The organism is Comamonas composti DSM 21721 (genome assembly GCF_000429845.1).
Taxonomy (GTDB): Bacteria; Pseudomonadota; Gammaproteobacteria; order Burkholderiales; family Burkholderiaceae_C; genus Comamonas; species Comamonas composti.
Map to the genome: position 1 here is coordinate 93838 of NZ_KE386972.1, position 15137 is coordinate 108974.

At 65.8% G+C, this 15137-nt stretch carries 14 protein-coding genes; 13 read left to right on the plus strand and 1 reads right to left on the minus strand.

Going from position 1 to position 15137, the window contains the following annotated elements; all coding sequences use genetic code 11:
- The first annotated feature begins 186 nt into the window (after positions 1 to 186).
- From G486_RS0119105 to G486_RS24370, 4 genes are all read left to right on the plus strand, one after another.
- Positions 187 to 1431 carry a branched-chain amino acid ABC transporter substrate-binding protein gene (locus G486_RS0119105; protein ID WP_027016979.1) on the plus strand — a complete coding sequence of 415 codons (1245 nt, stop codon included), beginning with the start codon at positions 187 to 189 and terminating at the stop codon, positions 1429 to 1431.
- A 208-nt stretch (positions 1432 to 1639) separates the two neighbouring features.
- Entirely contained in the window at positions 1640 to 3277 is a 1638-nt protein-coding gene (locus G486_RS0119110) for an acyl-CoA dehydrogenase family protein (RefSeq protein WP_027016980.1), read from the plus strand.
- A gap of 84 nt (positions 3278 to 3361) precedes the next feature.
- Complete coding sequence (locus G486_RS0119115; protein WP_027016981.1) at positions 3362 to 4117, plus strand: tyrosine-protein phosphatase; 756 nt, start codon at positions 3362 to 3364, stop codon at positions 4115 to 4117.
- 361 nt (positions 4118 to 4478) lie between these two features.
- Positions 4479 to 4649, plus strand: a complete 171-nt coding sequence (locus tag G486_RS24370; protein WP_169728627.1) for a hypothetical protein — start codon at positions 4479 to 4481, stop codon at positions 4647 to 4649.
- A 136-nt stretch (positions 4650 to 4785) separates the two neighbouring features.
- Here G486_RS24370 and G486_RS0119125 read toward each other — a convergent pair whose 3' ends face one another.
- Positions 4786 to 5541, minus strand: coding sequence for a GntR family transcriptional regulator (locus G486_RS0119125; RefSeq protein ID WP_034388479.1), 756 nt, complete (start codon positions 5539 to 5541; stop codon positions 4786 to 4788).
- A 307-nt stretch (positions 5542 to 5848) separates the two neighbouring features.
- On the opposite strand from G486_RS0119125, the gene G486_RS0119130 reads away from it, so the two are divergent.
- The 9 genes from G486_RS0119130 to G486_RS0119175 all read left to right on the plus strand — a co-directional run bounded on the left by G486_RS0119130 (position 5849) and on the right by G486_RS0119175 (position 15079).
- Positions 5849 to 7177, plus strand: a complete 1329-nt coding sequence (locus tag G486_RS0119130) for an aromatic ring-hydroxylating dioxygenase subunit alpha (protein WP_027016983.1) — start codon at positions 5849 to 5851, stop codon at positions 7175 to 7177.
- An 11-nt stretch (positions 7178 to 7188) separates the two neighbouring features.
- Complete coding sequence (locus tag G486_RS0119135; RefSeq protein WP_027016984.1) at positions 7189 to 8628, plus strand: glutamine synthetase family protein; 1440 nt, start codon at positions 7189 to 7191, stop codon at positions 8626 to 8628.
- A 17-nt stretch (positions 8629 to 8645) separates the two neighbouring features.
- Positions 8646 to 8969 (plus strand): 2Fe-2S iron-sulfur cluster-binding protein, encoded by a 324-nt coding sequence (locus G486_RS0119140; protein WP_027016985.1) that lies wholly within the window; start codon positions 8646 to 8648, stop codon positions 8967 to 8969.
- 14 nt (positions 8970 to 8983) lie between these two features.
- Positions 8984 to 10237 carry an NAD(P)/FAD-dependent oxidoreductase gene (locus G486_RS0119145; protein ID WP_034388482.1) on the plus strand — a complete coding sequence of 418 codons (1254 nt, stop codon included), beginning with the start codon at positions 8984 to 8986 and terminating at the stop codon, positions 10235 to 10237.
- 51 nt (positions 10238 to 10288) lie between these two features.
- Positions 10289 to 11467: an ABC transporter substrate-binding protein gene (locus tag G486_RS0119150; protein WP_027016987.1), complete on the plus strand. Its 1179-nt coding sequence runs from the start codon at positions 10289 to 10291 to the stop codon at positions 11465 to 11467.
- A 72-nt stretch (positions 11468 to 11539) separates the two neighbouring features.
- A complete protein-coding gene (locus tag G486_RS0119155; protein WP_027016988.1) occupies positions 11540 to 12397 on the plus strand; it encodes a branched-chain amino acid ABC transporter permease in 858 nt (285 codons plus the stop codon).
- Positions 12398 to 12640: 243 nt separating this feature from the next.
- Positions 12641 to 13600 (plus strand): branched-chain amino acid ABC transporter permease, encoded by a 960-nt coding sequence (locus tag G486_RS0119165; RefSeq protein ID WP_027016989.1) that lies wholly within the window; start codon positions 12641 to 12643, stop codon positions 13598 to 13600.
- Positions 13597 to 14376 carry an ABC transporter ATP-binding protein gene (locus tag G486_RS0119170; RefSeq protein WP_027016990.1) on the plus strand — a complete coding sequence of 260 codons (780 nt, stop codon included), beginning with the start codon at positions 13597 to 13599 and terminating at the stop codon, positions 14374 to 14376. The genes G486_RS0119165 and G486_RS0119170 overlap by 4 nt, the downstream gene beginning before the upstream one ends.
- Positions 14369 to 15079 (plus strand): ABC transporter ATP-binding protein, encoded by a 711-nt coding sequence (locus G486_RS0119175; protein WP_027016991.1) that lies wholly within the window; start codon positions 14369 to 14371, stop codon positions 15077 to 15079. The genes G486_RS0119170 and G486_RS0119175 overlap by 8 nt, the downstream gene beginning before the upstream one ends.
- The last annotated feature ends 58 nt before the right edge of the window (positions 15080 to 15137 follow it).

The window sequence follows — 15137 nt, forward strand, 5'->3', positions numbered from 1 at the left end:
TGCGCGGCTTCTGGGAGCACCCGGGCCCCGTGGCTGACGGCTGGCGAGCGCACGCCTGTACGGCAGCCTTAATCCGAACACCCCAAGGCGCATGACTTCCTAGAATTTCCTTACACCGACACGACATTGCGCAATGCCGTGCCGGCGTGCCCAACCACACATTAATAAAACGAGGATGGAGACAAAATGAGGAAGATGTTTGCTGCGCCCCTGGGCGCCATCGCGCTGGCCTGTGCTGCCGCCGTCTCGGCCCAGCCGGCAACCACGGTCAAGATCGCATCGCTGGATGCCATGTCCGGCCCCATGGCCGGACTGGGGCTGAATGTGCTCAAGAGCTTTCAGTACAGCGCCAAGCTGGCCAACGAGCAGGCCTGGGCGGGCCCGGTGAAGTTCGAGATCGTGGCCTTCGACAACCGGCTCTCGGCCCAGGAGGCGCTGAGCCAGCTCAACTCCATCATCGGCCAGAACATACGCTATGTGGTCCAGGGCGCGAGTTCGTCGGCCGTGGGCCTGGCGCTGCAGGAGGCCATAGAAAAGCACAACAGCCGCAATCCGGGCAAGGAAATCGTCTACCTGAACTATGCGGCCCAGGCCCCGCAGATGACCGAGTCCAAGTGCAGCTACTGGCACTTTCGCACCGATGCGCACTCGGACATGAAGATCGCGGCCATGACCACCTACCTGGCCCAGCAAAAGGATGTGCGCCAGGTGTATCTGCTCAACCCCAACTACGCGTATGGGCAGGAGGTGTCGCGCGCGGCGCGCGACATGCTGGCGCGCAAGCGCCCGGACCTGAAGATCGTGGGCGACGACTTCCACCCGCTGGGCCAGGTCAAGGACTATGCGCCCTATATCGCCAAGATCAAGCAGTCGGGCGCGGATGCGGTGATCACGGCCGACTTCGGCGCAGACCTGGCGCTCATCGTGCGGGCGGCGCGCGATGCAGGCCTGCAAGCCCATTTCTATACCCTCAACGGCAACAATTTCGGCGTGCCCAGTGCCATGGGCGCTGCGGGAGAGGGACGCGTCAAGCTGGTCTCGGCCTTCAGCCCGAATGCCCCCGAGCTCGCAGCGCAGCCCTTGCTGCCCGGCTTCAAGAGCCAGTTCAACGAGGACTTCATCAACGGGCTGGGGCACAACGCCCTGCTGATGCTGGCCAAGGCCATGCGCGAAGCCCAGTCCGTGGAGCCCGGGGCGGTCGCCGCAAAAATGGCGGGCCTGCGCTTTGACGGCATCAACGGCCCGGTGGAGATGCGCAAGTCCGACCACCAGGCCCAGCAGCCGCTGTACATCCTCAGCTGGGAGAAGGTCGATGGCAAGAGCGTGGTCCATGACCAGGAAGGCACGGGCCTGGGCTGGAAGCCCATGGCCGAAATCAGCGCCAAGGAGGCCAGCCTGCCCAGCAATTGCCGCATGAAGATGCCGGGCTGAGCCTGATCCAGGCTGATCAGAGCATGTCGGTGCCGCCTCAAGGTGCGGGCCCGCATGACCGTGACCGGGCATCAGGCCCGGTCTCCAACCATCCCCTGGCGGGCCTGCCAGCGACAGCGCCGAGCCTGGCCATGGGGATTTCCAAAAACCGCGCATTCTTTCTGCAGGGCATCTTGCCCCCGAGGTGCGCTTGCGAAAAACATGGGCTATGACAGGTATCCATCCTCACAACCAGGTTCCCGAACTCAAGGACTACAACCTCTATACCAGCGATCCGGTGCTGGGCCGTGCGGTGGCGCGAGGCGCAGCCCAGTGGCGCGGGCAGGAGCTGGTCCGGCAGGGCGCGGAATACGGTGCCGAGGCCACACTGCGCGCCGCCGAGGACGCGAACCGCTACCTCCCCGAGCTGCACACCCATTCGCCAGGAGGCGAGCGCATTGACCAGGTGCGCTTTCACCCGGCATGGCATCAGATGATGGCGATTGCACGACGCAATGGCATTGCCAACCTGCCTTTCACCGATGACAGGTCCTCGGCCTGGGCGGCCTATGGTGCCTCGCTGTACATGCACTGCCAGATCGAGTCGGGCTCGACCTGCCCCACGACCATGACCAAGGCCAGCATTCCGCTGCTCAGGCGCAGCCCCGCGCTGTATGCCCAGCTCGGCCCGCTGCTGTCCAGCTTTGAGCACGATGCACGCGATCTGCCCATGGAAGGCAAGACCTCCATCTCCGTGGGCATGGGCATGACCGAGCGCCAGGGCGGCAGCGACGTGCGTACCAACACCACCTCCGCCGTACACCATGGCAGCGGCCCCTGGGGAGAGGAATACCTGATCACCGGCCACAAGTGGTTTTTCTCGGCGCCCATGTGCGACGGGCACCTGGTGCTGGCCAAGACCCAGGAGCGCGGGCCGAGCTGCTTTTTCGTGCCGCGCTGGCGGCCCGACGGCAGCAAGAACGCCATCCACATACAGCGGCTCAAGGACAAGGTCGGCAACCGCTCCAACAGCAGCAGCGAGGTCGAGTTCCAGCAGGCCTGGGGCGTGCTCATGGGCGAGGAGGGTCGGGGCATCTCCACCATCATCGAGATGGCGACCCATACGCGGCTCGATTGCGCACTGTCCAGTGCAGGCTTCATGCGCCAGGCTTTCGTGCAGGCGCTGCACTACAGCCGCAACCGTCACGTGTTCGGCCTGGCGCTGGCCGAGCAGCCGGTGATGACCTCGCTGCTGGCCGACATGGCCCTGGAGTCCCAGGCCGCGACCTGGCTGGCCATGGACCTGGCGGCGCGCTTCGGCTCCGACGACGCCCTGGATCAGGCCTGGAGGCGCATCGTCACGCCCGCCGCCAAGTTCTGGAACTGCAAGCGCGCCGTGGGGCTGACCGCCGAGGCCATGGAAGTCTTTGGCGGCAATGGCTATGTGGAGACCGGCCCCATGGGGCGGCTGTTCCGCGAAGCGCCGGTGAACTCCATCTGGGAAGGCTCGGGCAACGTGATGTGCCTGGACGTGCTGCGGGCGATTGCGCGCAGCCCCGACGACGCCCACCTGCTGCTCGACCACCTGCAGGACAGCGCCTCCCAGGAGCCCTTGCTGGCCGCCCAGGTGCATGGGCTGCGCATGACCATCATGGAGCCGCCACAGGCGCTGGAGCGCCAGGCGCGCAGATTCACCCAGCGCCTGGCGCTGACGGTGCAGGCCTGCCTCATGCTCAGGCATGCCGACGATGCAGCGGCCTCGGCCTTCATCGCCAGCCGCTTCGATGCGGACTGGGGCACGGTGACGGGCGCGGCCTGCGGCACGGATGCGCCCCAGGCGCTGCTGGATGCTGCATGGCAGGCATGAGGCGGGCCCATGCCCGACCCGCCAAAGGGTCGGCGCAATGAAGTCATGCAGATAGGCTAACCTCGGGGCATGGATGCAGAACTCATGACCCCCTCCCCGACCACGCTTTCTCGCAGCATTGCGCTCGAAGGTGCCTCCAACTTCCGCGATCTTGGCGGCTACCAGGGCCTGGACGGGCGATCCGTGCGCTGGCGCCAGCTGTTCCGCTCCGACCATCTGGCCAAGCTCTCGCAGCAGGACTTGCAGACCCTGGGCGGCATGGGCGTGGTGAGCAGCGCCGACTTTCGTGGCGTCCAGGAAAGCGCCCAGCTCGCCTACGCCTGGCCGGGTCTGGAGCGCCATGCGCTGGTCGTCGAGCCCTCGGTGGTGCAGCGCAGCCAGGCCATCCTGCAGGCCGGCCGCCAGCTCACCGAGGCCGATACCGTAGGCCTCATGCAGGACACCTATCGCAGCTTCGTGGTCGAGTACGCGCCGCGCTTTGCCCAGCTCTTTCAGATGCTGCTCGCAGGCCAGGGGCCGCTGGTGTTCCACTGCACGGCCGGCAAGGACCGCACGGGCTGGGCGGCCGCCCTGCTGCTCACGGCCCTGGGCGTGGATGAGCAGACCGTGATGCAGGACTATCTGCTCACGAATGCGCTCTACCGCCGCCCCGATGCCGGCCTCTGGGACGCGGACCCGGCCGTGCTCGACGTGCTGTGGCGCGTGCAGGAGTCGTATCTTGCGGCGGCCACCGAGCTCGTGCACAAGGAGTTCGGCGGCATGCAGGCCTATCTGAGCCAGGCCATGGGCCTGGATGCGGCCGCACGCCAGCGCCTGGCCGAGCTGTATCTCGAAGGCTGAGAACGTGTTTACGATCTCTACGCTGCCGCGTTGGAGCGCAATCGGGATGAGTTCGAGTCGATGGGCTGCAGCTTGCACTCGTGTGCAAGCAAGCGCCAGCGCTAGAAAATAGCCCGATTTCGCTCCAACCCTTGGGGCCAGTGCCTTTGCGGGCGGTCTACAGCGTTGCGAATCCTCGCAATAGCACGGCTATTGCTGCGGTGTCGCGCCTTGTATCCCATCCCGCAAAGACACTGGCGCGGCACCGAGGAGATCGTAAACACGTTCTGTGAACAGGCTAAAACTGCAGCTTCGCGAGGGTTTGCAGGGGCCGCTACCATGCCCTCATGCCGGCCCGGGCCGGAGCTTTGCAGGAGATCGCATGAAACAAGGACTACGCGGCCTGGCCGCTGGCGCACTGCTCGCGGCCTGTGCGGCGCTCAGCGCCTGCGCGGGCAGCACACCGCGCACGGATGACGGCGCAACGGCCGGACAGGCGGGCGGCGTCACGGTCTTCGGCACCGTGGATACCAACGTCAGCCATACGCGCTGACTGCCGGCGGCGCCAGCCGAACGGGCGCTCCCAATAAGAGAGCTGCTAGCGCTTGCCCCATGGATGTTTCAGATGCCTTCACATCTGAAATGCTTGTGGGACAAGCGCTAGCAGCTCTTTTTTTGTGTAGCAGCCGTCAGCTCCCGAGCTTGCGGCTCGCATCTGTGACCAGGCGGATCGCGGGCAACACCTTGGCCGCCTGTTCGGGGCGGTCGACCGCGTATTCGAGATTGCGGCAGGCGATCTCCACATGCTCCTCGCCCAGGGACTGGGCGCGCGCGCCCTGCCCGCGCTCTATGGCCTGAACCAGGCTGTGGTGCTGGTAATGCGCGAGCTGCATCCACTGCGAGCCTTCGGCAATCGAGGACTGCATGGGCAGCATGGCGCTGGGGCCCGCGAACGGCAGCGAGTTGATGCGCTCCATGAGCCGCAGGATGGAGGCATTGCCGCAGCCTTCGAGAATCAGGGTGTGCAGGCGCACATTCATGTCCACATAGATCGCGTAGTCGTCCAGATCCATGACGGGCTTGTTCACGGCCTTGTCGCCTTCGTCCAGGCAGTCCTTGAGCTCGCGCAGCAGCGAGCGTGAAGCGCCCTGCTCGGCCAGGGTGCGGGCCGCAAAGCCTTCCAGCACGCCGCGTGAGTGGATGGCGTCCACGACCTCCTTGGCCGTATAGCCGCGCATCTGGTAGCCGCCCGAGACGCAGGGCTCGATCAGGCCTTCGTACTCCAGCGTGCCCAGGGCCAGGCGCACGGGCGTGCGCGAGGTCTGCAGGCGCTCGGCCAGCGGGATCTCGGCCAAGCGCTCGCCAGGCCCGAAAACCCCTTTGAGGATCAGATCCCGCAGCTGGATCAGAACGCGGGCTTGCTGGGATTCGGCGGGACTCAACATGTGTTTCTCCTTGGATCGGCGCAGTGTGCCACAGGGGCGGCAGGCAGGTTTTTGAAAGATGTTTTTGATTGCATGCAATTAAATGCACTTTTCATGGTTAACCCTGTTTGCGTCTTTGATCTGCTGCAATAAATTTCGCTTCATCCAATAAAAGTGACATTTATTTCACTTTCAAGCGCCATTTATTGGTGTTGTTTGTGAAGTGTTCCATCTGCATCCACTGCCATCGCGCTCTTGACGACAGGATTTGTTGTTTTGGGTTTTGATTGCATGCAATCGGATGCAGGGTTGCAGAAAGGTGAGCCCCATGATCAGTGCAGAACAAAACGATTTGATAACCCGTGTCGGTCCTCAGGCGCCAGCAGGCAAGCTGCTGCGCCGCTACTGGCAGCCCGTGGCCCTCACGGACGAGCTCGCGGGCGAGCGCCCGGTGCGCGCCGTGCGCCTCATGGGGCAGGACTTTGTGCTGTTCCGTGATGAAAAGGGCGAGCTGGGCATGCTGGACCGCGACTGCCCGCACCGTGGCGCCGACCTGGCCTATGGCCGTCTCGAAGATGGCGGCCTGCGCTGCCCCTTCCACGGCTGGCTGTTCGACACCAAGGGCACTTGCCTGGAGACCCCGGCCGAGCCCGTGGGCAGCAAGCTGTGCTCGCGCATACGCCAAAGCGCCTATCCCGTGGTCGAGCGCAGCGGCATCATCTTTGCCTACCTGGGCGAGGGCGAGCCCCCGGCCTTCCCGGAATTCGACTGCTTCGTCGCCCCCGACAGCCACACCTTCGCGTTCAAGGGCTTGTTCGAGTGCAACTGGCTGCAGGCGCTGGAAGTCGGCATGGACCCGGCCCATGCGTCCTACCTGCACCGCTTCTTCGAGGACGAGGACACCTCCGAGAGCTATGGCAAGCAGTTCCGCGGCGCCTCGGCCGACTCGCACATGCCCATCACCAAGGTGCTGCGCGAGTACGACCGCCCCAGCATCGATGTGCAACCCGCCGAGTTCGGCCTGCGCCTGACCGCGCTGCGCGAGCTCAATGAAGAGCAGACCCATGTGCGCGTGACGAATGTGGTCTTCCCCCAGGCCTTCGTGATTCCCATGAGCGCCGAGATGACGATCTCGCAATGGCATGTGCCCGTGGACGACGAGAACTGCTACTGGTATGCGATCTTCACGAGCTTTACCGGTCCCGTGGACAAGCAGCAGATGCGCGAGCAGCGCCTGGAGCTCTACGAGCTGCCTGACTACACCTCGCGCAAGAACAAGGGCAACAACTACGGCTACAGCGTGACCGAGCAGAACAACCAGACCTATACCGGCATGGGCATGGACATCAACGTCCACGACCAGTGGGCCATAGAGTCGCAGGGCGCGATCCAGGACCGCACGCGCGAGCACCTGGGCACGACCGACAAGGGCATCATTGCCTACCGCCGCATGCTGGTCAAAGCCATAGAGGCCAATCTTGCCGGCGAAGGCGAGCTGCCCATGATGGTCACGGCCGGGCAGGCCGGCAGCTTCAGCGGCCCGCCCTCGATCGACGGCATCAGCGAAAAGGCCCAGGTCGCGACCTATTGCGAGGACGCCGATCTCAAGCGCCGCCAGGGTTCGGACTGGGCGAGCGCACGCCTGAGCCAGCAGTAAAGAGCAGCACCATGGCGAGTTTTGTGGAGCGATTCGGCCTGTTCACGGCCGAGCAGGAAAGCTGTGCGCGCGAGGTCGCCCGGCGCATCGAGGCCGAGCAGCTGGAGCTGGTGAGGTTTGCCTTCGCCGACCAGCACGGCGTGCTGCGCGGCAAGACCCTGGTGGCCAGCGAGGCCATCTCGGCCCTGCACTCGGGCGTCAACATGACCAGCACCCTGCTGGCCAAGGACACCTCGCACAAGACGGTGTTTCCGGTCTTCAGTGCGGGCGGCGGCTTCGACTTCGACGGCATGCAGGGCGGTGCCGATTTCACCATGGTGGCCGACCCCGCGACCTTTCGCGTCCTGCCCTGGGCGCGCAAGACGGGCTGGCTGCTGTGCGATACCTATCTGGCCGACGGCAGCCCCTCGCCGCTGGGCACGCGCCAGATCCTGCAGCGCGCCATCGCCGATCTCGGGCAGCTGGGCTATGACTTCGTCGCAGGCCTGGAGGTCGAGTTCCATGTGTTTCGCACCGAGGTGCCCAACATGGACCTGGCCCACTCGGGCCAGCCCGGTCTGCCGCCCGAGGTCAGCCTGCTGTCCCACGGCTACCAGTACCTGACCGAGGATCGCTACGATGCGCTGGACAGCACCATGGAGCTGCTGCGCTCCACCCTGGTCGAGCTGGGCCTGCCGCTGCGCTCGCTGGAAGTCGAAATGGGCCCCAGCCAGCTGGAGCTGACCTTCGGCCCCACGCAGGGCGTGATGCCGGCCGATCTCATGATGCTGTTGCGCAGCGCGGTGAAACAGGTCTGCGCGCGCAACGGCCTGCACGCCACCTTCATGTGCCGCCCGCGCATTCCCAATGTCTGCTCCAGCGGCTGGCATCTGCACCAGTCGCTGCGCTCGCGCACCACGGGGCGCAATGCCTTCATCCCCGAGCAGGAGGGCCAGAGCCTGAGCCCGCTGGGCATGCACTATCTGGGCGGCCTGCTGGCCCATGGCGCGGCCTCGACCATGCTCGCCAGCCCCACGGTCAACGGCTACCGGCGCTTTCGCTCCCACTCGCTGGCGCCCGACCGCGCGGCCTGGGGCCGGGACAACCGCGGCGCCATGCTGCGCGTGCTCGGCGGTGTGGGCGACAACGGCAGCCGCATCGAGAACCGCGTGGGCGAGCCCACGGCCAACCCCTATCTGTACCTGGCCTCGCAGGTGTTCTCGGGCCTGGACGGCATACGCCGCCAGCTCGATCCCGGCGCCTCGGCCGACGTGCCCTACGAGACCGATGCCGAGATCCTGCCGCGCTCCCTGCCCGATGCCATGGAAAGGCTCAAGGCCGACAGCTATCTGTGCGAGTCCATGGGCCGGCGCTTCATCGACTACTACTGCCGCATCAAGAACGCCGAGCTCGAGCGCTTCAACCTTGAAGTCAGCGAGTGGGAACACCGCGAATACTTCAACCTGTTCTAAGAAAAAGCGATTGCCCCATGCCTGTTGTTCACTATCTGCTGCAAGACGGCAGCACCCGCACCATTGATGCGCCTGCAGGGCGCAGCGTGATGGAGGTGGCCATTCTCAACAATGTGCGCGGCATCGATGCCGAGTGCGGTGGCTGCTGCTCCTGCGCGACCTGCCATGTCTATGTGGACGAGGCCTTTGCGGACCGGCTCGCCCCCCCTGACGAGATGGAGTCCGAACTGCTCGACGGCGTGGCCAGCGAGCGCCGCGCCGGCAGCCGCCTGAGCTGCCAGATCGTGCTCGACGCCACGCTGGACGGCCTGACCGTGCAAGTGCCGGCCAGCCAGATCTGAGCCGGGGCAAGACCATGACAGCAGGCCTGCTCATCATCGGCGCCTCCTACGCAGGCATGCAGCTTGCCGACGCCGCGCGCGCCAAGGGCTATTCGGGCCCGATCACCATCGTGGGCGAGGAGGCGCGGCCTCCCTACCAGCGCCCGCCCCTGTCCAAGGGCTTGCTGCTGGGCAAGCAGACGGCCGAGGGTCTGACGATTCGCGCCCCCGCCTATTTCGAGGAGCAGGGCATTGCGCTGCGCCTGGACTCCAGGGTCACGTGCCTGGACCGCCAGGCGCGCCGCGTCCGGCTGGCCAGCGGCGAGGAGCTGGCCTATGAATGGCTGGCATTGACCACGGGCGCGCGCTGCCGGCCCTTGCCCGTGCCCGGCGGCGAGCTGCCGGGCGTGCACAGCCTGCGCAGCCTCGACGACGCGCTGGCCATAGAGCGCATGGCGGCCACGGCCCGGCGCGTCTGCGTGATCGGTGGCGGCTTCATTGGCCTGGAGACGGCCAGCGCCCTGCGCACCCAGGGGCTGGAAGTCCATGTGATCGAGGCTTCGGCCCAGCTCATGGGCCGCGTGGTGCCGCCCGAGGTGGCGGCCTATTTCACGGAGCTGCACACGCAGCGCGGCGTGGTGCTGCACATGCAGGTCGGCGTGCAGGCCCTGAAGGCCGGCGCCGACGGCCGCGTGGCCCAGGTGCTGCTTGCCGATGGCCGGGCCCTGGACTGCGATGCCGTGGTGCTGGGCATTGGCGTGCAGGCGAATGACGAACTTGCACGCGCTGCAGGCCTGGCCTGCGACCAGGGCGTGCTCGTCGATGCCTGCGGGCGCACGGCGGACGAGCGCATTCTGGCGGCCGGCGACTGCGCCTGCTTTCCGAACCCGTTTGGCATCGATCCGCAGCAAAGCCTGCGCCTGGAGTCCATACAGGCCGCCAACGACCTGGCCCGTGCCGCAGCCAGCGTGATCGCAGGCCGGCCCGAGCCCTACAAGGCCGTGCCCTGGTTCTGGAGCGACCAGTACGACAGCAAGCTGCAGATCGCAGGCCTTGGCCACAGCGGCGACCAGCGCGTGCTGCGCGGCAGTCTGGAGAGCGGCAAGTTCAGCCTGTTCCTGCTGCGCGAGGGCCGCGTGGTCTGCGTGCACAGCGTGAGCCGGCCGGCCGAACACCTGCTGGCGCGCAAGCTCATCGAGGCCCGTGTCCAGGCCTTGCCCGAGCAGCTTGCCGACCCGGATTTCGTTCTCAAGAACCTGCTGACCGCCGTGGCGGCAGCGCCTGCATGATGCCTATCGACTGATTTTCCCTGCCTCACACACACCAAGAAAGAAAACCCCATGAAACCCCATCGATTGATTGCAGCACTTGCGCTGCTTGGCGCGGCCAGTGCGGCCCCGGCTCTGGCCGCAGAGACCGTGCGGGTCGGCATGATTGCGACCTACTCCGGCCCGTATGCCGACTATGGCCGGCAGTTCGATGCCGGCATGGCGCTCTACCTCAAGGAAAGCGGCGGGCTTCTGGGGGGCAGGAAGGCGGAGATCATCAAGAAGGACACGGGCGGTGCTGCCCCCGATGCGAGCAAGCGCATGGCCCAGGAGCTCATCGTGCGCGAGAAGGTGCAATTTCTCACGGGCCTGGACTTCAGCCCCAATGCCTATGCGGTCGCACCGCTGGTCACCCAGGCCAGGATCCCGACGCTGGTGATGAATGCCTCTTCCTCGGCCATCACCACCAGCTCGCCCTATATCGCGCGCCTGTCGTTCACGGTACAGCAGGTCTCGGACCCGATGGCACGCTGGATGCTGGCCAAGGGCATCAACGAGGCCTATACCGTGGTGGCCGACTATGCCTCGGGCACGGACTCGTACACGGCCTTCGAGAAGGCCTTCACCGAAGGCGGCGGCAAGATCGTGGGCAGCGTGCGCACGCCCATGAACAACCCCGACTTCTCCGCCTATGTGCAGCGCATCAAGGACGCCAAGCCCAAGGCCGTGTTCTTCTTCTTTCCCTCGGGCGTCATGCCGCCGGCCTTTCTCAAGGTCTGGAAGGAGCGCGGCATGGCCCAGGCCGGCATACAGCTGTTCGCCACGGGCGAGGCCACGGATGACAGCTACATGGAGGTCACGGGCGACGTGGCCAAGGATCTGGTGACCAGCCACCACTACTCCTACGACCATGACTCGGCCAAGAACCGCAAGTTCGTGGCAGATTTCGAAAAGGAGTTCGGCACCAAGATGCGCCCCAGCTACTTTGCGGTGGCCGCCTATGACGCCATGGCCGCCATGGACCTGGCGCTCAGGAAGACCGGCGGCAACACGGCCGGCGATGCCGTGATGGCAGCCCTCAAGGGCCTGCAGTTCGAGAGCCCGCGCGGCCCCATAGAGATCGATGCGGCCACGCGCGACATCGTGCAGACCGTGTACGTGCGCAAGACTGAGCTCAAGAATGGCAAATGGGTGAACGTCGAGTTCGACAAGTTCGAACGCGTCAAGGACCCGGCCAAGCCCGCCAAGTAAGTCCGCAGCCCTGGGCGCATGATCCTCATGCATGCGCCCGCTGCGGCGGTTCAGTCAGCAAGGAGGCCCCATATGGGCATCGTGATTTTTGACGGCGTGGCCTACGGCATGCTGTTGTTTCTTATTGCCGTAGGCCTGTCGATCACGATGGGCCTGATGAACTTCGTGAACCTCGCCCATGGCGCTTTCGCCATGGCCGGTGGTTATGCGGCGGCCGTGGCCATGAACAGCTACGGCTGGGGATTTTTCCCGGCGCTGGTGCTGAGCTTCGTGGTCGCGGCCGCCGTGGGCGCAGTGCTCGAATTCACGCTGTACCGGCGGCTTTACCGCTCCCATCCGCTGGACCAGGTACTGCTGTCGATCGGCCTGGTGTTCGTCTCGATTGCGGCATTCACCTATTTCTTCGGCCCTTCCATGCAGCCGTTCACGCTGCCGCCCATGCTCGACGGCCGCATCGCCATCGCGGGCATGGAAGTGGGGCGCTATCGCCTGTTTCTCATCGTCTGCGGCGCGCTGGTGCTCGGCGGCTTGCTGCTGCTGCTCAACAAGACGCGCTTTGGCGCCATGGTGCGGGCCTCGGTGGACAACCAGCGCGTGGCACGCGGCACGGGCATTCCCGTGCAGTTGCTGTTCTTTGCGACCTTTGTGCTGGGCTGCGGCCTGGCCGGCCTGGGCGGCGCCCTGAGCCTGGGCATGCTGGGGCTGGAGCCCACGTTCCCGCTCAAGTACCTGGTGCTGTTTTTGATCGTGGTCTGCGTGGGCGGCGCGGGCACCGTGGTCGGCCCCTTCGTGGCGGCCCTGCTGGTGGGCATCGTGGACATGGCAGGCAAGTACTACCTGCCCGAGGCCGGCGCCTTTCTGATCTATGTCTTCATGGTCGTGACGCTGCTGCTGCGCCCCCATGGCCTGATACCGCGCAAGGGGTTGTGATGGGCCACCCCCTGAGCCGCTTTACGGCTTCCCCCTGGAAGGGGGACGACAGCCTCGCTGCGGCGCGGCCCTTGCTCGCTGTCCCCGGCCTGGGGCCTGCCAGTTTCAGAAGCCGTGCGCGTTTCGCGGCTTTCCCGGGGATGGGCTGCGGCAGTCTTGTCGTGGAGCGTCTCTTGCTGGCGGCCTCCGGGCCTGGGTCTCGCCAGTTTCACAGGTTGGCGCGCTGCGCCATGGATGACTGATATGAAAATTTCCATTTCTTCGGCACGGCTGCCCTGGGTGGAAGCCTTGTTCTGGCTGGCGCTGGCCGGCATGTACTGGCTGCTGCCCGACCACCTCACGCTGCTGAGCCAGATCCTGATCATGGGCCTGTTCGCCGTGTCGCTGGACATGGCCCTGGGCTATGCGGGCATTCTGACTGTGGGCCATGCGGCCTTCTTCGGCATGGGCGCCTATGCGGCCGGGCTGTGGGCCAAGCATGCCTGGAACGAGCCCTTCTCGGGGCTCGTCGTGGCCCTCTTGGTCTGCGCGGTCCTGGGCTATCTGCTCAGCTATCTCGTGGTGCGCGGTGCCGACCTCACGCGGCTCATGATCACCATTGGCGTGTGCATGCTGCTGGGCGAGCTGGCCAACCGGCTGGCCGGCATCACGGGCGGCACCGACGGCCTGCAAGGCATAGAGATGGCGCCCGTGCTGGGCCTGTTCGAGTTCGACCTGTTCGGCAAGACCGGCTTCGTCTACAGCCTTGCAATGGTGTTGCTGGTCTTTCTCGTGGCACGGCGCATGCTGGGCTCGCCCTTCGGCCTGGCCCTGCGCGGCATCCACGACAGCAGCAAGCGCATGCAGGCCATAGGCTCACCCGTGGCTGCGCGCCTGCGCATGGCCTATTGCTTCTCGGCCGCGATCGCGGGCCTGGCCGGGGCTCTCATGGCCCAGTCCACGCAGTTCGTGGGCATAGAGTCGCTGGGCATCAACCGTTCGGCCGAAATCCTCATCATCCTCGTGCTCGGCGGTGCGGGCCGCCTCTATGGCGGCCTGCTGGGTGCCATCGTCTACATGGTGGTGCACGACTGGTTTGCCGACATGAACCCCGAATACTGGATGTTCTGGATAGGGTGTTTCCTGATCGCCGTGGTGATGCTTGGCGGCGGCGGCCTCATGGGCCTGCTGGCGCGTATTTTCAAGGTGGAGAAGGCACGATGAGCAGGCCCCATTCCTCTTTCCTCAAGACCGAAGGCCTGGGCATACGCTTTGGCTCCTTTCAGGCCGTGGGCGATGTCTCGCTCCATCTGGAGCCCGGCGCACGCCAGGCGCTGATCGGCCCCAACGGTGCGGGCAAGACCACGCTGATCAATCTGCTGACCGGGGTCTACAAGCCCAGCAGCGGCCGCATCTATCTCGATGGCCAGGACATCACCGATCTGAGCTGCGACCAGCGCGCGCGTCTGGGCCTGGTGCGCACCTTCCAGATCAACACCTTGTTTCCCAGCCTCACGCCGCTGGAGTCCGTGGTGCTGGCGATCTGCGAGCGCGAGGGCCTGGGCTCCTGCTGGTGGAAGCCCGTGAGGCGCTACACCCAGGTGCACGAGGAAGCGCATGAAATCCTGCGCCGCCTGAAGCTCGACACCCTGGCCCAGTTGCCCGTGGCCACGCTGGCCTACGGCAAGCAGCGCCTGCTGGAGATCGCCCTGGCCATGGCGGCCAGGCCACGCATTCTCTTGCTGGATGAGCCTGCGGCCGGTGTGCCCCAGGGCGAGAGCGGCGAGCTGTTCGAGGCCGTGGCCGAGCTGCCCAGCCACATTGGCGTGCTCTTCATCGAGCACGACATGAACCTGGTGTTCCGCTTCTCGCAGCGCATCTCGGTGCTGGTGGCCGGAAAAATCCTCATGGAAGGCAATGCCGCAGAAGTCGGCACCGACCCCAGGGTACGCGAGGTATATCTGGGCAAGAGCACGCACATAGGAGGCCACCATGGCTGAACTTCTCGCATTCGACGGCGTCAGCGCAGGCTATGGCGAAGCCGTGGTGCTCGACCAGTTGAGCCTGAGCCTGGACGAGGGCAAGAGCCTGGCGATTCTGGGGCGCAACGGCGTAGGCAAGACCACGCTGCTCGAGACGCTGATGGGCAATACCCGCGTCATGGCCGGCAGTCTGCGCTGGCGCGGCCAGAACATCACGCGCTGGCCCTCCCACCATCGCGTCCATGCGGGCCTGGGCTGGGTGCCGCAGGAGCGCGAGGTCTTTCCCTCGCTGACCGTGGCCGAAAACCTCAGTGTGGTCGCGCGCAAGGGGCCCTGGAACCTGCAACGCGTGTACGAGCTGTTTCCCCGGCTCAAGGAGCGCGCGGGCAACTACGGCAACCAGCTCTCGGGCGGGGAGCAGCAGATGCTGGCCGTGGGCCGGGCGCTGATGACCAACCCCAGTCTGCTGCTGCTCGATGAGCCCATGGAGGGTCTGGCGCCCATCATCGTCGAGGAGCTGGCCGAGGCCATACGCCGCATGTGCACGCAGCAGGGCCTGGCCTCCATCGTGGTCGAGCAGCACCCGGTGCTGACCCTGTCCATGACCGATCAGGCCATTGTGCTGGAGCGCGGCGTGGTCGTGCACCAGGGAGCGAGCCGCGAGCTAGCTCAGGACGCGGCCCTGCTTGAGCGCCTGCTGGGGGTGGAGATGGCCCACTGAGCCGCGGCATGCGGGGGCTGACGGCGCGGCTCGGGAGGGAGCCGTTGCCCGCTGTACC